The sequence below is a fragment of the Streptococcus mitis genome, from assembly GCF_003942775.1.
GTDB lineage: Bacteria > Bacillota > Bacilli > Lactobacillales > Streptococcaceae > Streptococcus > Streptococcus mitis_CN.
Window position 1 is genome coordinate 310,967 of record NZ_RJNX01000002.1, and the last position, 19,315, is coordinate 330,281.

A 19,315-nucleotide genomic window follows, 5' to 3' on the forward strand; every position below is an offset into this window, starting at 1 on the left:
ATGCTTGTATCTTATAAATGGTTAAAAGAATTGGTGGACATTGATGTTCCATCACAAGAGTTGGCTGAAAAAATGTCAACTACAGGGATCGAGGTAGAAGGTGTCGAATCACCGGCTGCTGGTCTCTCAAAAATTGTCGTCGGTGAGGTATTGTCTTGCGAAGATGTGCCAGAAACTCACCTCCATGTTTGTCAGGTTAACGTTGGCGAAGAAGAAGCCCGTCAAATCGTTTGTGGTGCCCCAAATGTGCGTGCTGGTATCAAGGTTATGGTGGCTCTTCCAGGAGCTCGCATCGCTGACAATTACAAGATCAAAAAAGGGAAAATCCGCGGTCTTGAGTCACTTGGGATGATCTGTTCACTTGGTGAACTGGGAATTTCTGACTCAGTTGTACCTAAGGAATTCGCAGATGGCATCCAAATCTTGCCAGAAAATGCCGTTCCTGGGAATGAAGTCTTCTCATATCTAGACTTGGATGATGAAATCATCGAACTTTCAATTACACCTAACCGTGCGGATGCCCTTTCTATGCGTGGAGTGGCTCACGAAGTAGCAGCTATCTATGATAAGGCAGTCAACTTTAAAGAATTTACTCTTTCAGAAACTGACCAAGCTGCAGCAGATGCTCTTTCTGTGGGTATTGAGACAGACAAGGCGCCTTACTATGCAGCTCGTATCTTGGACAATGTGACCATCGCACCAAGTCCACAATGGTTGCAAAACCTTCTCATGAACGAAGGAATCCGTCCCATCAATAACGTAGTGGACGTGACCAACTACATCCTTCTCTACTTTGGTCAACCAATGCATGCCTTTGACTTGGATACCTTTGAAGGGAGTGACATCCGTGTACGTGAAGCGCGTGCTGGTGAAAAAATAGTGACTCTAGATGGGGAAGAACGTGACTTGGACGTGAATGACTTAGTTATCACTGTCGCAGACAAGCCAGTAGCTCTTGCAGGTGTTATGGGTGGTCAAGCAACAGAAATCTCTGAAAAATCTAGTCGTGTTGTCCTTGAAGCTGCTGTTTTCAATGGCAAATCTATCCGTAAGACAAGTGGTCGCCTGAACCTTCGTTCAGAATCGTCTTCTCGCTTTGAAAAAGGTATCAATGTGGCAACTGTTAACGAAGCCCTTGAAGCTGCGGCTAGCATGATTGCAGAACTTGCAGGTGCGACGGTGCGTAAAGGTATCGTTTCAGCGGGTGAGCTTGATACCTCTGATGTGAAAGTTTCTTCAACTCTTGCTGATGTTAACCGTGTCCTCGGAACTGATCTTTCTTATGCTGATGTCGAAGATGTCTTCCGTCGTCTTGGCTTTGGTCTTTCTGGAAATGCAGACAGCTTTACAGTCAGCGTCCCACGTCGCCGTTGGGATATCACAATCGAGGCAGACCTCTTTGAAGAAATCGCTCGTATCTATGGTTATGACCGCTTGCCAACCAGCCTTCCAAAAGATGATGGTACAGCTGGTGAATTGACAGCCACACAAAAACTCCGCCGTCAAGTTCGTACTATTGCTGAAGGAGCAGGTTTGACAGAAATCATCACCTATGCTCTAACAACTCCTGAAAAAGCAGTTGAGTTTACGGCTCAACCAAGTAACCTTACTGAACTCATGTGGCCAATGACCGTGGATCGTTCTGTCCTCCGTCAAAATATGATTTCTGGTATCCTTGATACGGTGGCTTATAACGTAGCTCGTAAGAATAAAAACTTGGCCCTTTACGAGATCGGAAAAGTCTTTGAACAAACTGGCAATCCAAAAGAAGAACTTCCAAATGAGATTAATAGCTTTGCCTTTGCCTTGACAGGCTTGGTTGCTGAAAAAGATTTCCAAACAGCAGCAGTTCCAGTTGATTTCTTCTATGCTAAAGGAATCCTTGAAGCCCTCTTTGCTCGTTTGGGACTCCAAGTAACCTATACGGCAACATCTGAAATCGCTAGCCTTCACCCAGGTCGTACAGCTATGATTTCACTCGGTGATCAAGTTCTTGGTTTCCTTGGCCAAGTGCATCCAGTCACTGCTAAGGCTTACGATATTCCAGAAACGTATGTGGCTGAGCTCAGCCTTTCAGCTATCGAAACTGCGCTTCAACCTGCTAATCCATTTGTAGAAATTACTAAATTCCCAGCAGTTAGCCGTGACGTTGCCCTTCTCCTTAAGGCAGAAGTGACTCACCAAGAAGTTGTGGACGCTATCCAAGCTGCCGGTGTGAAACGTTTGACAGATATCAAACTCTTTGACGTTTTCTCAGGCGAAAAATTGGGACTTGGTATGAAGTCAATGGCTTATAGCTTGACTTTCCAAAATCCAGAAGACAGCTTAACGGACGAAGAAGTCGCACGCTATATGGAAAAAATCCAAGCGTCTCTCGAAGAAAAAGTCAATGCAGAAGTGCGTTAAAGTATCAATCCATCCTTCGGGGTGGATTTTTGCTTTTTAAATAACAATTCAGGATCAAAAATAGACAGTTGAGGAACAGAGAAGATAAATTGGAGTTTACCAGTGTATAATGTACTCATAACTCAAAGTACCCTAAGATTTTTTACTAAAATGAGGATGATAAAAATGGACAGAAATCATTGTAAATGCTATCAAAAAGGAGTATAATGAGTGCAAGACATTTCGGAGGTGAAAGATGCTAGAAGTAAGAAGTCTAGAGAAAAGTTTTGGATCCAAGCAAGTTTTGTTTGGCATTGACTTTCAAGCGCGACCAGGTCGTATTTTGGGATTAGTCGGGAAAAATGGTGCTGGGAAGACAACAATTTTCCACAGTATTTTGAAGTTTTTAGAATATCAAGGAGAAATCAGTCTAGATGGTCAGGATATTCGTCAAGAGACCTATGCTCGGATTGGCTATCTGCCTGAAGAACGTAGTCTCATGCCTAAATTGACAGTCCTTGAACAAGTTCGCTATTTGGCGACTCTAAAAGGCATGGATGCCAAGGAGGTCAAGGAAAAACTCCCTCAATGGATGAAGAGGTTGGAAGTGAAAGGGAAGCTGACTGATAAAATCAAGAGTCTGTCAAAAGGGAATCAGCAGAAGATTCAGCTCATTATTACTCTGATTCATGAACCAGACTTGATTATCTTGGATGAGCCTTTCAGTGGATTGGACCCGGTCAATACAGAGTTGCTCAAGCAAGTCATTTTTCAGGAAAAAGAGCGCGGAGCAACCATTATCTTTTCTGACCATGTCATGACCAACGTCGAGGAACTTTGTGACGATATTCTGATGATTCGAGATGGCCGTGTGGTCTTGCATGGACCAGTTCAGGATGTTCGCAATCAATACGGGAAAACGCGTCTCTTTGTTTCAAGTGAACGAAGCAAGGAAGAATTGGAAAAACTTCCTCATGTTAAACAGGTGAGCTTGACCAAGCAAGGCAGTTGGAAATTAATCCTAGATAATGAGAGTGCTGGAAGAGAACTCTTCCCAATCTTGACTCAGGGGCAGTATATCGCAACCTTTGATCAGCAAGCGCCAACAATCGATGAAATCTTTAAACTAGAATCAGGGGTGGAAGTATGAGAAATATGTGGGTTGTAATGAAGGAAACCTATCTTCGACATGTCAAATCGTGGAGTTTCTTCTTTATGGTGATTTCACCATTCTTGTTTATCGGTCTCTCTGGGGGAATTGGCTATCTTCAAGGCTCTTCTATGGCTCAGAGTGGCAAGATAGCAGTAGTCAGCACTGTTCCAGCTGTGACAGACAGTCTTAAATCTACCAATGGTCTCAATTTTGATTATCAGGATGAAGCCAGTGCTCAAGCTGCTATCAAGGATGAAAAATTAAAAGGCTATCTGACCATTGACCAAGAGGATAGTGTCTTGAAGGCAGTTTATCACGGTGAAACTTCCCTTGAGATTGCTATTAAGCTAGGAGTAACGAGCAAGTTAAATGAGCTTCAAGATCAACTCAATCGTTCGGCAGCCAATTTGTCACAAGAACAGGAAAAACGCTTGGAACAAACAGTTAACTTTACGGAGAAAATTGATGAATCCAAGGAAAATAAAAAAATGATTCAAATCTTTGCGGCCGCAGGGCTTGGTTTATTCCTTTATATGATTTTGATTACCTATGCTAGTGTCACTGCTCAGGAAGTGGCTAGCGAGAAAGGAACCAAAATTATGGAGGTGGTCTTCTCTAGTATCCGAGCTAGTCATTATTTCTACGCTCGCATGCTAGCTCTGCTTCTTGTGATTTTGACCCATATTGGCATTTACGTCGTGGGTGGACTTGCTGCCATTCTTCTCTTTAAAGACCTACCAATCTTGGCACAATCTGGTATTTTAAACCATATAGGAGAGGCTTTCTCGCTCAACACCTTATTGTTTGTCTTGGTTAGCCTCTTTATGTACGTTGTTTTAGCAGCCTTCCTAGGTTCTATGGTTTCTCGTCCTGAGGACTCAGGGAAAGCCCTGTCGCCTTTGATGATTTTGATTATGGGTGGTTTTTTTGGAGTGACAGCTCTAGGTGCAGCTGGTGACAATCTTATCTTGAAGATTGGTTCATATATTCCCTTTATTTCGACCTTCTTTATGCCATTTAGAACCATTAATGGCTATGCAGGGGGAGTAGAAGCATGGATTTCACTTGCTATTACAGTGATTTTTGCAGTGGTAGCAACAGTCTTTATCGGGCGTATGTACGCCAGTCTAGTTCTACAAACAGATGATTTAGGACCTTGGAAAACCTTTAAACGTGCCTTATCTTATAAATAGAAGAGCCTCGCGAAAGCGGGGTTTTTTTAGAGATAAAAAGAATGGAATTCAGAAAAATATTTTTCATATCTATTGACTTTTAGGGGTGAAATTTGGTATTATAGTAGGCGGTATTGTTTACCCCATTTGAAAGGCCCCGGAACCTTCCAAATACTTTTCGATGGGAAGGAACACCCATCACCGTAAACAAAAATCGAACTATATATAGGAGAAATCATGAACAAAACAACATTTATGGCTAAACCAGGCCAAGTTGAACGTAAATGGTACGTAGTTGACGCAACTGATGTACCACTTGGACGTCTTTCTGCAGTAGTTGCTAGCGTACTTCGCGGAAAAAACAAACCAACATTTACACCACACACTGATACAGGTGACTTTGTGATTGTTATCAATGCTGAAAAGGTTAAATTGACTGGTAAAAAAGCAACTGATAAAATCTACTACACTCACTCAAACCACCCAGGTGGATTGAAACAAATCTCTGCAGGTGAACTTCGTTCTAAAAATGCAGTACGTTTGATCGAGAAATCAGTTAAAGGTATGCTTCCACACAATACTCTTGGACGCGCTCAAGGTATGAAGTTGAAAGTATTTGTTGGAGCTGAGCACACTCACGCTGCACAACAACCAGAAGTTCTTGACATTTCAGGACTTATCTAAGGAAAGGAACAATAAAGTATGTCACAAGCACAATATGCAGGTACTGGACGTCGTAAAAACGCTGTTGCACGCGTTCGCCTTGTTCCAGGAACTGGTAAAATCACTGTTAACAAAAAAGATGTTGAAGAGTACATCCCACACGCTGACCTTCGTCTTGTCATCAACCAACCGTTCGCAGTTACTTCAACTGTAGGTTCATACGACGTTTTCGTTAACGTTGTAGGTGGTGGATACGCTGGTCAATCAGGAGCTATCCGTCACGGTATCGCTCGTGCCCTTCTTCAAGTAGACCCAGACTTCCGCGATTCATTGAAACGTGCAGGACTTCTTACACGTGACTCACGTAAAGTTGAACGTAAGAAACCAGGTCTTAAGAAAGCTCGTAAAGCATCACAATTCTCAAAACGTTAATCAATACGATTATATCAACGTTTCAAAGCACTTTGCAAAAATTTTGCAAAGTGCTTTTTTGTCGATTTTTGAGCTCAAATAGCTTTGTGATAACCTTCTGATAACCTCTTCTAAATTTTTAAAATCATGATTTATTTTGCTTTATTGAGATAGTCTGCAAATTTGTCAATAGAGTTTTTCTCACCAGTTTTTGTGGTGTGAGTATAGACATCTAATGTCACCTGACTGCTTGCATGACCGAGACGTTTTGATGTATTAGAAGGATCGATTCCAATTTCAGACATAAGTGTTGCATGTGTATGTCTAAACCCATGTGGGCTAATTGGTTTTAATTTATGCTTTTTAATAATTCGATTCAGTACGTTATTAATGTAATCAGCATGCAAAGGTTCAATTTTGTCATTACTTGATATGTAAGAGAACATATATTCATCACTAATATTCAGCTTTGTAAGAGGAAGCTGAGATTGTTCTTTCAGATAGAAATTTCTCCATTGCTTAATAATATCGATTGTCTCATCATCAAGATAGATTGTACGAACTGAAGATTCATTCTTTGTGCTCTTTTCAATCGCTTTACCGTCAATTCTTCCTAGACTTTTATCTATGTTCAATAGATTGCTGTCAAAGTTAATATCAGCCCATTTTAAAGCGTATAACTCCCCTTTTCGTAGTCCACTAAATGCAAGCAGTCTAAATAAAGCAAAATGTTTAAATGGCTCAGTTTCTTTCACTATATCAAGGAAATGATGTAATTCCTCCAGAGACCAAAAATTATCTGATCTAGTTTTTTTGATTTTAGGCATGATAACATTCTTCATTGGATTTCGATCAATGTAGTTCATGTTGATTGCAAAATCAAAAATTTTTGAGGTATAGGATTTTATCTGTTTGATATTTTTGAAAGTCTGAGATTTTTGTGTAATAAAGTTTTGACAGTCTAAAGGACTGATTTGGTCAATAAATTTATCGCCAAATATTGGTAGAATATGTATTCGATAGATATTCTTAGTTTGGGAAGAAGTTGTTTCTTCAACGGTACCAACATAGGCATTAAACCATTCTTGATAAAGTTCTTTATAAGTGACTTTGGGGTTAGGTTTGTCGGTACTTACTGTGGGGGCAACGACACCAGCTTCTAAACGAGCTTCGTACAATTTTGCCTCTTTTTTGGTTTTGAACCCTCTCTTTAAGTGCCTTTTTTTCTTTCCATAAGCATCTAAGCCAATGTAAAAGCTGACATAGTATAGGATTCCTTTTTTTGTTTTGTATTTGTGTATAGACATTTTTTCTCCGTATCTAAGTTTTCGGAGCTTATGTAATTGAGAAATGAGTGTCTATCTATTTTTTCTATCTTCTTGGCGGATAGCGTATTCGTCTGTTTTAATCCAGCTCTGCCAAACTTTAGAATCTTTATTTTGGTGATTCATATAATCTATAAACTCAGACATAAAACGTTTGTTTTTCTCAGCTAGGTATTCTGAGAATATATGACGAAATTCATCTGAAAAACTATCATCAAGTGGTAGTGTTAATACCCTTTCGCCAAATTCGATACTCTTCTTTAACTTCTCCATATCGCTTTTAAAAGGTGTCACAGAACCAATTTTAGATGTTTTGAAACTATCTGTAACAATTTTAAGATTTGATGGAGCGTGTGGGTTGCTATCAAGTCCCATAATGTAAGCGACGGAAACATTAAAGTATTTTGCCAATTTTTCAGCATTATCTTTTTTAGGTTTGCGGATTCCTTGATTGTATCCAGAAAGTGTAGGATAGGCTATATTTGTAGCTTCGCTAATTTCTGTCAATTTTTTTCCGCTATTTTCTATCAGTTTAGTAATATGATTCGTCATAAGAACCTCCTTTTTATCATTATAACACATTTTATTCTTTTTGAATAAAAAAGCTTGACAAAAATTCAAAAAGGATATATAATTCAAAATGAATAACAAATTAAATGGTTTCGGAGCTTATTTAATTTAGAAATGAGGTGTGAATTTATGTCGGAAACTACTTTAGTTGTCCAGCTTCCTAAAGAATTAGAGAAGCAATTACGTGCTCACTATGATGAGATGATTTCAAATGCTGTAGCAAGAGTATTTGAAGATAAAGAACTTTATAAACCCATGGTTCGTATGTCAGGTTTGTCTAGGTGGTTAGATGTATCTACGACAACAATCCAAAAATGGACGAAAGAAGGAATGCCAACCATGGTGATTGATGGAGTGACTTTATACGATAAAAGAGCAGTAACAAGATGGTTGAAGCAATATGAAAGATAGGTACTTGTATGAATGGTGTTCAGTGGATCAAGATAACAACAGATATATTTGATGATGAAAAAATTCAGCTAATAGAATCAATGCCAGAAGGAGATACTCTTATTGTAATATGGTTTAAAATTCTGGTGCTTGCAGGAAAGCAAAATAATAGTGGCATATTAAGTCTAGGGAACAAGGTTTATTACACAGAAGAGATGCTTTCAACAGTGTTTAGACGAAAGGCTACATCTGTAAAATTAGCTCTCAGTATGTTTGAAGAATTTGGCATGATAGAAATCATAGATGGCGCTATTACCATTCCAAAATGGGAGAAACATCAGAATATAGATGGCCTAGAAAAGATTAGAAAACAAACAAGGGAACGTGTTGCTCGCCATAGACAAAAACAAAAAGCACTAATTAAAGGCGAGCCACAACTCATTTTAGACTGTAACGTTACAGTAACGGATGAAAATGAGAATGTAACGCAAGAGATTAAGAACAAGAGTAAGAATAAGAAAGAGATTGAGAATATACTGGATAATAGTTCTAGAAAGACTGAAACTTATATTCCACCCAAATATTATTCTTTGTTAGAATCCATTTCTTATAAGTACAATGATAGATTTTTGTATCCTAACAATTACACTTTAACACATGCTCAGAAGATGAAGATAGGCGAGTATTTGGCTAGTGGGTATATAACTAGTGATGAAGTTATTAGCATGATTGAACGGATTCCTGAGGATGCGACTTCTCCTTTAGCGTATTTATTTAAGTCTATGGAGAATTTAAAGCAGGAACGTATGCTGGAGTGCAAAGCTATTGCCCATGAAAATGCCCGAAAGAAGTATATGATAAATGAGTAGATATAGGACTGTTCTAAAGAAATGTTATATCACTGAGGAGCAAAATGAAATAGTGAATAACTTGATTGAAATGACAAATCATCTAAGTTTTTCCTCTTATGCCAGAAAAATGTTATTTAAGAGCTCGCCTATTTATCTTCAATTTGATTTTGAATCTTATCATGACTTTATATTTCAAGTTAGAAGAATTATCAATAACTTACGTCAGTTAGAAAGAATAGCAGAACAAAGTGAAGATTTGGATAATGTAAGGATATTTCACTACTGCGTTGAGCTGATGATAGAATATGAAAAGAAGACAAGTAAACAAGTGAAAGAACTTGTAAAACGACTAAATAAGAAAACGAGGTGATAGGACCATGAGAATAAAATCTGTGTTGAAACAGGTGTTTTTGACGGAAGAAGAAAATAAAAAACTAAATGATTGTATGAGGAAGGAAAATATTCGTAATTTTTCTGAGTTTGCTAGACAAAAATTAATACGAACAGATTTGAACATCCAAAAAGTCTCTTTTGAAGGTTTAGTTCCTTTAACAGAAGAGTTGGAACAAGTCGGAAAGAATATCAATTCTATAGCCTGTCTTGCAACTGTAGTTGGGAGAATAAGCTATGAAAACAAAATGGATATGTCTATTTTGATGCAAAAAATAGTTGATGTGATGGAGGAAAAAGATGTTTATTTTCAAAAGTAATATGGATAAGGATTTTGATCAGATATGCGAATACATATTGAAATTAAAGCGAGCAGAATTATTTCTTCATGGAATTAAACAACAAGATAAAACGAAGGCTCGTTTGTATCATGCGATGCTGGAATACTATGATGCTAACCATAAAAAAGAAAGACATATGAGAATTTTAAAATAAGGAAACGCTGTTAAAAATTTTGCAGCGTTTTTTATATATCTTCTTAAAATATTTGTACACACAAATGACAGTCAAATTGATTTTTGGGATTATTTTATCGAGAAGGAAAGATTTCTCATAATATGACTTTGCGAGCTCAGAGTCTGTATACACACACTCCTAAAATCATCCCCAAAATTTGTATACACATAGTGTATGTACTTTTTTGGTGATTTAATTTTTGGGGGAATTCCCAACCCCCTTTAGAAATAGTTAGATATAAGATTAAAAAATGGTATAATCTTAAAAGATAAACGTTTTTAAGGAGTAGACTTTGAAAGAGAATTTAATCAAATCAAAAAAGCGTGTTCAAAAGCATGGAGAGGTTTTTATGCCATTCTGGATGGTACAGAAAATATTAGATACTCCAGGTATTAAAGAGACTTGTGAAGATATTTCTGCAACATTTTTAGAACCTTCTGCAGGAGATGGGAAATTTTTGCAAGCTATTTTAGAAAGAAAATTATCTGCTGTTATCATGCAATATGATGAAAGAAGTTGGAAGACAAAATCATTGATTGCATTATCATCTATATATGGGATAGAATTTCTCGAAGATAATTTAGAAGTAGCACGTTCACGTATGTTTCTTTATTATTTAGATTGGTACGAACAAATTTTTAGTACTAAGCTAACTAGTAGAAGTGACATCTATAAATCTGCATATTATCTTATTCATAAAAATATAGTTAGAGGAAATACCTTAACTCAACGTCATCCTGTTACAGATGAACTTATTTGGTTTAATGAATGGCAACTTTTCAAAGGCCATTCTAGTTTTGGTAAGACTGGGCAAAAAGTCTTTAAAATTAGAAAACGCATAGTATCAAGTGTTAAATCCTTGATATTATGCGTTTTATTGTTAGAAAATTTGCTTTATTTTCTCCTTAAGTTGAGTTTTTGCCCAGCCTCTATCAGAGCTTTTAGGTAAAAAGTTGAGGATAATACAGTTGTAGAAGGACGAGCCCACTGAAAAAATAAGGAGCTTACTTTTAATGAAAGGAAAATCGAGGAATCTTTCATCAATTTGAGCGAATTCCTCGGTTATTTTGTATTTATTAAGGTCATAATTCGTTTTATATTGACCACGAAGATGGTTGTGGCTGCCTGTAACTCCATGCTAAAAAGACTCGATGCTCTCGCGACATCAAAGCCATGTCTCTGTTTTAGTTCGGCATTCTTCGCTTCGATTTTATAGCGATGTCTGGCCATTTCTTTAAAATAAGATGTTTCCTGAAATTTCTTCTGGAAAAGATGGTCGTTACTCTTAATAGCTAATGAATAAATTTTAAACTTTGCTCCTCCCTGATAACACCCTTCCTTGGAAAGACAATTCTTGCACTTTTCAATGTCAAAGTAATGAGTGACAACTTGATTCTTATTTTGATATTTTTTCCCTGTCCTTGCTTTGCGAACAGCCATGTGTCCTTCTGGACAGACAAATAGCCCTGCGTCTTTATTAAATTCAAACGCATCCTCTTCTTTACGGTAACCTATTGAAAAACAGAAGGGTTCAGTTTTGACACCAAATGAATCTTTTCTTTGCGAGTTAGTTGAATGTTGTTCTTTCCCGAATAAGCTGCATCACCAATAATAGTCTCGATGTCCAGACTATTTTCCTTTGTTTTGGCATATAACTCAGGTAAATATTTCCCATCACTTTGTTCGTCAGAAGTGACCACACAAGCAGTAATAATCCGTTCATCCGTCATAGCGATATGACTTTTATATCCATAGAAAGAGCTGTCGGCTGTCTTATGTCCAAGTCTAGCTTCCTCCTTGACAGACGCTTCCAAGTGTTCTAAGTCATCATCGACAGCTTCTTTTCGGTAATTGAACTTTTGAGAAACAGCTGGTAGAGCTAAGAGCTCCTTGTGTTTTTCAACCACAGCCATTAACTCCTCTGTATAGGTCAACTCTGCTTCGAGGTTATCTTCCTGAGGTTTCTTTGGAAATTCTATTTTGATATCTTCTGAATGTTGATAAATCGTTTTACGTAAAGCTTTTGAACGCTCCCTAAGAATTTCTTGGGGCTTCTTATGATTATAATGAGATTTGGTGTGAGTGGCATCCACAATGAGGATTTTACTCTTAATCAAGTTATGTTCGAGTGCAATTTGAACAGACTTCTGAATCAATACATCAAGCAGTTTGTCATCTTTAATTCTTAGCTTTCTAAATTTTGTCAGAGAGGATGGCTCGATAACAGAATCCTCAGGAGCTAGACCAAGAAAAAATTTAAAGTCCATATCTGACAAGGAACGTCCCACCACATCGACATCTGATAACTTATAAATATCTTTTAACAAGAGATATTTGAACATCATAATCGGTAAATAAGCTTTACGCCCAAAATCGGGACGATAATTCTTTTCTAGTTCATCATAGATAAATCTAAAATCACAGAGTTCAGTTAGCTGACGTAAAAAGTGGGTTTTAGGAACAACGATATCATACAAACTAGAATAAGGACTGACATCCATACTTAACTGATTATCAAGCATTATTTCACCTCATCTCTAGTATAACAAAAAAGCCATCAATTTGATGACTTTTTCAGTAGGCTCATGAAACGCTATGAGTTTTTGTTGCACTATATTTTACAATTTATCATTATAAAATAAATGCTGAACTTTTTGAAAGCTTCTAATTTGGAAAAATTAGAATTGCTGAAAAGTAAGAGTACATTAATGATATTTTATGAATATATGTACACACACTAATTAGTTATAAATATGAGAAACGAAAATTATATTAGTGTTGTTGAACTGGGCTAAAGGAAAAGGGGAGAAAAAGTTATCAATTGAACGATACTTCAGTACCAATAAAATTGAGTACTAAAGTATACAAAAATTACTAATGGATTGAGACTTTTGTATTTGATTATACCGTAGAGAATATTAGTCAAATAAAATTGTTTTGTTTTCACTAATGCATTTCTTATTATTATCCCAGTAGTTAATACTTTCAAAGCTTCCTTTTCTTAAATAAAGCGGTATCCTTTTTCTTATATCATCTTGCATTGGTATTTTATCAATATCTTTTAGATTCCACCATTTTGGCTCACCTTCATCAGATGTGCTTAGTTCACCAGTAAACTGAGTACATAAAAAGTCATAGAAGACAAATCTCTCATTACCAATTGAATTAGTAAAGCCTGAAATTCCCTTTAATTCAAGATTTAATGCAGTGAGTCCAGTTTCTTCCTTAAGCTCCCGTAGTGCAGCTTCAAAAAAACTTTCAGGGAATTCAACTTTTCCCCCTGGTGGAATCCAGCCAGGAAAATTATCGTGCTGTCTATTAAGTAATAAAATTTCTTGATTTTTCAAAACGCAAATATTAACCCAGTTTTTGATTTTTTCAGTCATATTATCAACCTCCAGTAAGTATTTTTTCATATATTATACTATATGTCAAGAACTATATGCTATTTATGATTGTGACAAATGTGTCTCAGCCAAAGATTGATGATTTTTATGAAATAGCTGATTAATTCTCAGATATGACGATAAAATAATTTTTACAAGACTAGTTAACCTTATTATACTGTGGCAAAAAATAGAATTTCATTGATTTTCTGTATATATTTTCTATTGATTAAAATGGGATATATGTGGGTCTTGTTTTACCTTTAAGAAAAGTTAATAATAAAATCAAGATATCTGAAGGATTTTAAGAAATGGATGGTATAGGTTATGTAATTTATATCAGAATTAGTAATATTCCTGAAAAAGCCTATGAATATGTTGTAAATGGGTACTCTGCTATTGGATGGATTATAGATCAGTATCAAGTTAAAACTGATAAAAAATCTGGAATCACTGATGATCCAAATGATTATAGTGATGATGAAAAGTATATCTTCAATTTGCTATTGAGAATTATTAATATATCTATCCAAACGATTGATTTAATAAATAGTTTACCTAAATTCGAAGTTTTAATAAGGAGATGAATACGTTGTCTAAAGTGTATTTGTCTTCTTTTATTTAAATTTAATTTTCAATAAACTGATTAATTTATCTTATGATATAATAAAAACAAGTACATTACATTAATTATCATAGTAAAGGAGTTGTTAAATGGAAAATTATAATGAGTTACTAACACTTAGGAATAAAATAGAAAATACACTGAATTATCAACTGTCACTAAGTAATTTAGAATTATATCATAGCAATCTATTTGCTGTTGTTCTGGAGAAGTCTGAATTTATTAATCATAAGTTTTTTAGTAATGTTATTGATATTAATAAAAAATATACAGATTTAAAGGTTTACAGAGAAAAAAATTCGATTGATTTAACTATCGAGGTTATTGATGAGGATAGAAGGACTCATGTTATTTTTATAGAAAATAAGGTTAAGTCTTTACCAGACAAAAGTCAATTAATTCGTTATTCTGAAAAAGATTCTAATGCTAAAGGGATACTTCTTAGTTTAGTTAAACCTGAATTTGAACTACCTGATAGTTGGTTTAGAAGAAGTTATGGTGAGCTAATTGAATATTATAGTGATTTACTTGATAAAGTAGATGAGACTTTTAGATTATTCTTAACAGATTATGTTGAATATATGAAGAATGTGAAAGAGTTTATTGAAAAGATAAGTTATGGCGAATCATACTTTTTAGAAGAGTGTAATAATAAAGTACTTGAAGGTATGAGATTAAGGTCTGTTGTCGAGAAGATTCATTATGCGAATTTAGAGAATAAGATTTCTGATTTAGAATATAAAACATACTCTGGTAGGATAAGAGGAGCTCATCATTTTGGGATTTATCTTCCTATCGAAGGTACTACGTCATCATTTGATATTCAGATACAAGGAAAACAGTATAGACATAAGGTTAATTTTTCTCTTGAAGATAAAGCAAAATTAGGTGATTTAGAAAGAATATGTGATAGTATAAAAGAGAAAACTTGTTTGTATAATTTCAATCTAGAGGATAATCCAATTTTAGAAAAATCATCTTCAAGAAAAAAATGGAAAACATATGGTAAAAAAGATTATTATGATTATGCTCATATAAAAAAACATGTATCTAGTAAAGAATTGATTAATTATATAAGAACGGATATTAAGAAAATTGAAGCGGATCTGAAAATTGTTAAAGATATTATTTTAGAAAATATTAAATCAACAACTAAATAAAAAAAATTAAATGCTGATGAAGCAGTATTGATAAGTATCAATCTTCTAAAGGATTTATATATTAAGGTTGAAAAGTGTGCTCGCCCTCATCATAATGAAACACCTAGCCTATTATCTTAAGAAAAACAGATTCAGTAAGGAATGCAGAATAATCATTATTATTTAACCAAAAATTAGGAGAAAATAAATGAAATATGACTTTAATTACTGGCAATTCTCGCCGGAAAATCAATATTTGGATCGGAAATCCGCACGAAAGAAGCCACAAGAACTACTTAAGCACTTGATTGCCTTTGCTAATGCTGACGGAGGTCAGTTGATTATCGGGATTGAAGATGAAAAGCAGCATAATATTATCACTGGTTTTAAGGATGGGAAAGCCTATCCGATTGATGATTTCAAAAAGATAGACCGAGAGATGCGGGATACACCGTTGGATTTATCTTTTGAGGAAATACCTGTGATCAATCATAAGGGAGAAGACGACCTGATTTTGCTTATCTCAGTTGAATTATCATCGAATCGAGTGATTGCCGCTCCAAATGATGAAGTTTATCTACGACAGGGAGACGAATCAGTCAAGTTGAGTTATGAGCAACGTATACAACTTAGTTATGATAAGGGACAGCGTTTCTTTGAAGATGAAATCATTGAAGATGCCACATTAGATGATATTGATGAACTATTGGTTCAGGATTTTAAGGACCATTTTGATATTTCAGAACGTTCAACTGAGGAGATATTAAAGGCAAGAAGGTTTCTTATCAATGGTAAATTAACAAAGGCGGCTATTCTTATCTTTGGTAAGTATCCTTCAGCATTTTTCCCTCAAGCACGTGTTCGTTTTCAACGATTTGATGGGGTAGATGTAGGTACAGGAAGTGAATTTAATGTTATTAAGGAAGTAACATTTGATGATGCATTGCCTAAATTAATTGTTAAAGTTAGAGATTTTATTCGAACCCAGCTACGAGAGTTTCAGTATCTAGATAGTGATGGTAGATTTCAGATACTTCCAGAATATCCTGAATTTGCCTGGTTTGAAGGAATTGTAAATGCAGTAACCCACAGGAATTATTCAGTATACGGAGATCATATCAGGGTATTGATGTTTGATAATCGTTTAGAGATTCATAGCCCAGGAAAACTACCGAATATTGTAACTGTTGAGAATATAAGACATGAACGTTTTTCTAGAAATCCGCGTATAGCTCGTACCTTAACTGAATTTGGATGGGTCCGAGAAATGAATGAGGGAGTAAAACGAATCTATTCTGAAATGGAATCTGCTTTTCTCCATGAACCGTGTTACTCTGAACCAGGTAACAAAGTAGTTTTAACATTAGAAAACAGTATTACAAGTAGAACATTGAGAACGCGTGATTCTTTGGAAAGTAAACTTAGAGATTATAGTGATTTAAGTGTTGATGAAAAACTATTGATACAGTATATGTACAATACAGCAGAACCTATGACAACTAAAAAAGTAGCAGAGTTCTTAGGTAGGAGTGTTTCTTACTCGTCCAAATTATTGAAAACGTTGAGAGCAAAAGGCATTTTAACATGGTATGGGACAAGTACGAAAGATCGCAGTCAATACTATAAATTAGAAATGAAATAAAAACGAAGAAAAACGAAGAAAAACGAAGAAAACATAGTTACTAATTAGTGAATTTAGAAAGTAATCTTACTTTTAAATTCATGAAATTCATTCGCTTTATAGTTTTGCAATTTATTTGTTTGTATGGGAATGTGATTTGTATTATACATCATTTCACCTTTAATTAATGAAACGAAGAAAAACGAAGAAAAACGAAGAAAAATAAATCGTTATTTCTCAACTACATGAGCTCCGAAAACTAAAAAAGTGATAACCCTTTGATAACCTCTCGATTTTTAAAAGGGTTATATATGTAAAAATTGAGGATTTATCTCTTAAAATTACTTGATCTTAGTGATAATTTACCATAAATATCATGATGTAGAAAAAACCAGGTCTTAAGAAAGCTCGTAAAGCATCACAATTTAGTAAACGTTAATTCGAAAGAATTACTATACTTACAAAGAGCACCTTTCGGGGTGTTCTTTTTTGTACTTTCTTACTAAATTGGTGCAACTGACACAGTTGTTGCGACTTTAGTCACTTACAAATGTGACTGCAACCTGACGAGGTCAGTTGCCTCAAAACGTTAATCAATACGATTATATCAATGTTTCAAAGAGTCTGGGACAAAAGTCTAACCTTAAATATAAAAAGCGAACAAAACGAGTTATCTGACACTCAGAATTCTGTCTTGTTCGCTTTTTTTGTCTAATCTATCGATTTTTAAAATTTATAATAAAGAATTCCTAAAATAAAAATCTTTTTGTCCCAAACTCTTTTTTGTCGATTTTTAAGCTCGTATAGCTTTGTGATAACCTTCTGATAACCTCTGAAAGTTTAGTTCCTTTAACAGAAGAGTTGGAACAAGTCGGAAAGAATATCAATTCTATAGCCCGTCTTGCAACTGTAGTTGGGAGAATAAGCTATGAGAATAAAATGGATATGTCTATTTTGATGCAAAAAATAGTTGATGTGATGGAGGAAAAAGATGTTTATTTTCAAAAGTAATATGGACAAGGATTTTGATCAGATATGCGAATACATACTGAAATTAAAGCGAGCAGAATTATTTCTTCATGGAATTAAACAACAAGATAAAACGAAGGCTCGTTTGTATCATGCGATGCTGGAATACTACGATGCTGGAATACTACGATGCTAATCATAAAAAAGAAAGACATATGAGGATTTTAAAATAAGGAAACGCGGTTAAATTGAACTGCACCCTAAAAGTTAGACAGAAAAATCTAACTTTTGGGATGATTTGAATTTTGGGGAATCCCCAAACCCCGAGTTGTTAATTTGAATGCCATAACAACAAGTCAATAATTGATTTTAATAAATTGTACTCGTGGTGCTATTTATTTTCAAAATACAATAAAAAGCTCAAAAGGACTACACTGTAAGTGTTGAAACAAACAGGAGGTTAGCCCCAATGAGCGACTTACAATATACAGGTAAATCTCATCACTTGCAATGGACTTTGAAATAATTATCAAAATTTGTCTTCAGCTATATAGTGAACAATGTCCCGAATCTTACAAACATCGTAACAATATCAGCTTGTCTAAGGTTTCAGATCAGTCTCTATTAGTTTTGCTTATTTTACAGACTGAACTAGGCATTAAATCACAACGTCATTTCTATCGGATATGCCAACTCTTTCCCTGTGGGTGTCTCCCTGAAAGAAGTCGATTTAATCGACGGTTAAGACAGCTGATTTGGTTAGTTTAAATCATTCGGCAAGCCATGAATACTCAACTTTCTCAAAATAGTATTGTCATCATCGATAGTTTTCCATTATCACTTTGTCAACCTATTCGTAATCATTGAGCATGTATTTTCCATGAACTAGGCGACATTGGATACAATTCCTCTAAGTACCGTTGGTTCTGAGGATTCAAAGTACATCTGTTGGTCACTCTATCAGGCTATATTCTGAATAACGTTGTGACACTTGTCTTAGCACATGACATTGATATTTTCATTGCGTATCTAGGATGTCCTAGTCAACGAGGTCTCAATGAACATTCTAATGGCTTATTAAGACGAAATAGACTACCGAAACAAATGGATTTTACTAATATTTCTCAAAATTATTTATCAGCTAAACTGATAAAAGAAATAGAATTCCTAAAAAGTCTTTGAATTATCAAATACCATACCAAGTTTTTCTGAGTTACATGAAAAATCTAACTTAATTTGACAATCTAGGTTCTGAATATTTCATAAAGTATTAAATAGATAAATAGTATAGAATTTTTCAAGAATTATGCTAAGCGGTATACGTAAAAAGGTGTTTCTTTAGAGGAGAGATTTGGGAGTGGGGACCTAGTTTACATTTTATAAATTTAATGTATTCATAGTGGGTTTGAGTAATGTTAAGTTATACTTAAAAATATATTTAATTAATACTTTGTGACTCTGCTTCGGTATCAATACTAGAACCTCTACAGAATTATAGTGGAATGAAGTAAAATATGAATAAACTGATTGGGAAATTCAAATAAATTTCTAGCAATATTTTAGAAGTTGCAGTTTACCACTCTAAATTCAATCAATTAAAATAAAATATGGAAGAAAAGGGTAGAGTAATTTTGAATAATTTGATATAATGAACTGTATTAATTAATGCTTTATTAAGGGGTTTCTGTTATGTTATTTAATCGTAAAGGAATAAATCAAAAGAATTGGAGAATGGTAAAAAAAGGGAAG

Annotated in this window: 16 protein-coding genes and 4 pseudogenes; 16 read left to right on the top strand and 4 right to left on the bottom strand. The window is 35.1% G+C overall.

Annotation, left to right across the window (positions count from 1 at the left end):
* From pheT to rpsI, 5 genes are all read left to right on the top strand, one after another.
* Positions 1-2,406, top strand: a complete 2,406-nt coding sequence (gene pheT / locus D8848_RS04055; RefSeq protein ID WP_125443363.1) for a phenylalanine--tRNA ligase subunit beta — start codon at positions 1-3, stop codon at positions 2,404-2,406.
* Positions 2,407-2,641: 235 nt separating this feature from the next.
* A complete protein-coding gene (locus tag D8848_RS04060) occupies positions 2,642-3,535 on the top strand; it encodes an ABC transporter ATP-binding protein (RefSeq protein ID WP_125443364.1) in 894 nt (297 codons plus the stop codon).
* Positions 3,532-4,731 (top strand): ABC transporter permease, encoded by a 1,200-nt coding sequence (locus tag D8848_RS04065; RefSeq protein WP_125443365.1) that lies wholly within the window; start codon positions 3,532-3,534, stop codon positions 4,729-4,731. Before D8848_RS04060 ends, D8848_RS04065 begins: the two co-directional genes overlap by 4 nt.
* A 216-nt stretch (positions 4,732-4,947) precedes the next feature.
* The gene (gene rplM, locus D8848_RS04070; protein WP_001044624.1) at positions 4,948-5,394 is read left to right on the top strand and encodes a 50S ribosomal protein L13; all 447 of its coding nucleotides are present in this window, start codon (positions 4,948-4,950) and stop codon (positions 5,392-5,394) included.
* A gap of 18 nt (positions 5,395-5,412) precedes the next feature.
* The gene (rpsI, locus tag D8848_RS04075) at positions 5,413-5,805 is read left to right on the top strand and encodes a 30S ribosomal protein S9 (RefSeq protein ID WP_000075973.1); all 393 of its coding nucleotides are present in this window, start codon (positions 5,413-5,415) and stop codon (positions 5,803-5,805) included.
* A gap of 131 nt (positions 5,806-5,936) precedes the next feature.
* On the opposite strand, the gene D8848_RS04080 is transcribed toward rpsI, so the two are convergent.
* Both D8848_RS04080 and D8848_RS04085 read right to left on the bottom strand, forming a co-directional pair.
* Positions 5,937-7,091 carry a site-specific integrase gene (locus tag D8848_RS04080; protein WP_000022152.1) on the bottom strand — a complete coding sequence of 385 codons (1,155 nt, stop codon included), beginning with the start codon at positions 7,089-7,091 and terminating at the stop codon, positions 5,937-5,939.
* 51 nt (positions 7,092-7,142) lie between these two features.
* On the bottom strand, positions 7,143-7,661 hold the full coding sequence (locus D8848_RS04085; RefSeq protein ID WP_125443366.1) for a helix-turn-helix domain-containing protein: 519 nt from the start codon (positions 7,659-7,661) through the stop codon (positions 7,143-7,145).
* Positions 7,662-7,808: 147 nt separating this feature from the next.
* On the opposite strand from D8848_RS04085, the gene D8848_RS04090 reads away from it, so the two are divergent.
* The 5 genes from D8848_RS04090 to D8848_RS04115 all read left to right on the top strand — a co-directional run bounded on the left by D8848_RS04090 (position 7,809) and on the right by D8848_RS04115 (position 10,775).
* On the top strand, positions 7,809-8,090 hold the full coding sequence (locus D8848_RS04090; RefSeq protein ID WP_000005472.1) for a hypothetical protein: 282 nt from the start codon (positions 7,809-7,811) through the stop codon (positions 8,088-8,090).
* Positions 8,091-8,098: 8 nt separating this feature from the next.
* A complete protein-coding gene (locus D8848_RS04095; RefSeq protein ID WP_001014725.1) occupies positions 8,099-8,938 on the top strand; it encodes a phage replisome organizer N-terminal domain-containing protein in 840 nt (279 codons plus the stop codon).
* Between the two features lie 359 nt (positions 8,939-9,297).
* Complete coding sequence (locus D8848_RS04105) at positions 9,298-9,630, top strand: hypothetical protein (protein ID WP_001220781.1); 333 nt, start codon at positions 9,298-9,300, stop codon at positions 9,628-9,630.
* Positions 9,611-9,805 (top strand): hypothetical protein, encoded by a 195-nt coding sequence (locus D8848_RS04110; protein WP_000469564.1) that lies wholly within the window; start codon positions 9,611-9,613, stop codon positions 9,803-9,805. Before D8848_RS04105 ends, D8848_RS04110 begins: the two co-directional genes overlap by 20 nt.
* A 313-nt stretch (positions 9,806-10,118) precedes the next feature.
* Entirely contained in the window at positions 10,119-10,775 is a 657-nt protein-coding gene (locus tag D8848_RS04115; RefSeq protein WP_228112778.1) for a methylase, read from the top strand.
* A gap of 113 nt (positions 10,776-10,888) precedes the next feature.
* On the opposite strand, the pseudogene D8848_RS04120 reads toward D8848_RS04115, so the two are convergent.
* Both D8848_RS04120 and D8848_RS04125 read right to left on the bottom strand, forming a co-directional pair.
* Positions 10,889-12,348: pseudogene (locus D8848_RS04120) on the bottom strand (IS1182 family transposase).
* Between the two features lie 396 nt (positions 12,349-12,744).
* The gene (locus tag D8848_RS04125; RefSeq protein ID WP_084888180.1) at positions 12,745-13,212 is read right to left on the bottom strand and encodes an 8-oxo-dGTP diphosphatase; all 468 of its coding nucleotides are present in this window, start codon (positions 13,210-13,212) and stop codon (positions 12,745-12,747) included.
* Between the two features lie 338 nt (positions 13,213-13,550).
* Between D8848_RS04125 and D8848_RS04130 the strand changes: the two are divergent.
* The 6 genes and pseudogenes from D8848_RS04130 to D8848_RS04155 form a co-directional block, all read left to right on the top strand.
* Positions 13,551-13,799, top strand: a pseudogene (locus D8848_RS04130) (type ISP restriction/modification enzyme); the annotation flags it as partial.
* A gap of 127 nt (positions 13,800-13,926) precedes the next feature.
* Entirely contained in the window at positions 13,927-14,997 is a 1,071-nt protein-coding gene (locus D8848_RS04135; RefSeq protein ID WP_084888178.1) for a PD-(D/E)XK nuclease family protein, read from the top strand.
* Positions 14,998-15,184: 187 nt separating this feature from the next.
* Complete coding sequence (locus D8848_RS04140) at positions 15,185-16,618, top strand: ATP-binding protein (RefSeq protein ID WP_084888176.1); 1,434 nt, start codon at positions 15,185-15,187, stop codon at positions 16,616-16,618.
* A gap of 840 nt (positions 16,619-17,458) precedes the next feature.
* Entirely contained in the window at positions 17,459-17,608 is a 150-nt protein-coding gene (locus D8848_RS04145) for a hypothetical protein (RefSeq protein WP_236564374.1), read from the top strand.
* A pseudogene (locus D8848_RS04150) lies at positions 17,589-17,799 on the top strand (hypothetical protein). Before D8848_RS04145 ends, D8848_RS04150 begins: the two are co-directional and overlap by 20 nt.
* A gap of 236 nt (positions 17,800-18,035) precedes the next feature.
* Positions 18,036-18,801: pseudogene (locus tag D8848_RS04155) on the top strand (transposase).
* The last annotated feature ends 514 nt before the right edge of the window (positions 18,802-19,315 follow it).

Excerpts from the sequence above, each read along its gene's own strand:
- pheT (WP_125443363.1), top strand. The coding sequence starts at position 1 with ATGCTTGTATCTTATAAATGGTTAAAAGAATTGGTGGACATTGATGTT.
- D8848_RS04060 (WP_125443364.1), top strand. The coding sequence starts at position 2,642 with ATGCTAGAAGTAAGAAGTCTAGAGAAAAGTTTTGGATCCAAGCAAGTT.
- D8848_RS04065 (WP_125443365.1), top strand. The coding sequence starts at position 3,532 with ATGAGAAATATGTGGGTTGTAATGAAGGAAACCTATCTTCGACATGTC.
- rplM (WP_001044624.1), top strand. The coding sequence starts at position 4,948 with ATGAACAAAACAACATTTATGGCTAAACCAGGCCAAGTTGAACGTAAA.
- rpsI (WP_000075973.1), top strand. The coding sequence starts at position 5,413 with ATGTCACAAGCACAATATGCAGGTACTGGACGTCGTAAAAACGCTGTT.
- D8848_RS04080 (WP_000022152.1), bottom strand. The coding sequence starts at position 7,091 with ATGTCTATACACAAATACAAAACAAAAAAAGGAATCCTATACTATGTC.
- D8848_RS04085 (WP_125443366.1), bottom strand. The coding sequence starts at position 7,661 with ATGACGAATCATATTACTAAACTGATAGAAAATAGCGGAAAAAAATTG.
- D8848_RS04090 (WP_000005472.1), top strand. The coding sequence starts at position 7,809 with ATGTCGGAAACTACTTTAGTTGTCCAGCTTCCTAAAGAATTAGAGAAG.
- D8848_RS04095 (WP_001014725.1), top strand. The coding sequence starts at position 8,099 with ATGAATGGTGTTCAGTGGATCAAGATAACAACAGATATATTTGATGAT.
- D8848_RS04105 (WP_001220781.1), top strand. The coding sequence starts at position 9,298 with ATGAGAATAAAATCTGTGTTGAAACAGGTGTTTTTGACGGAAGAAGAA.
- D8848_RS04110 (WP_000469564.1), top strand. The coding sequence starts at position 9,611 with ATGTTTATTTTCAAAAGTAATATGGATAAGGATTTTGATCAGATATGC.
- D8848_RS04125 (WP_084888180.1), bottom strand. The coding sequence starts at position 13,212 with ATGACTGAAAAAATCAAAAACTGGGTTAATATTTGCGTTTTGAAAAAT.
- D8848_RS04135 (WP_084888178.1), top strand. The coding sequence starts at position 13,927 with ATGGAAAATTATAATGAGTTACTAACACTTAGGAATAAAATAGAAAAT.
- D8848_RS04140 (WP_084888176.1), top strand. The coding sequence starts at position 15,185 with ATGAAATATGACTTTAATTACTGGCAATTCTCGCCGGAAAATCAATAT.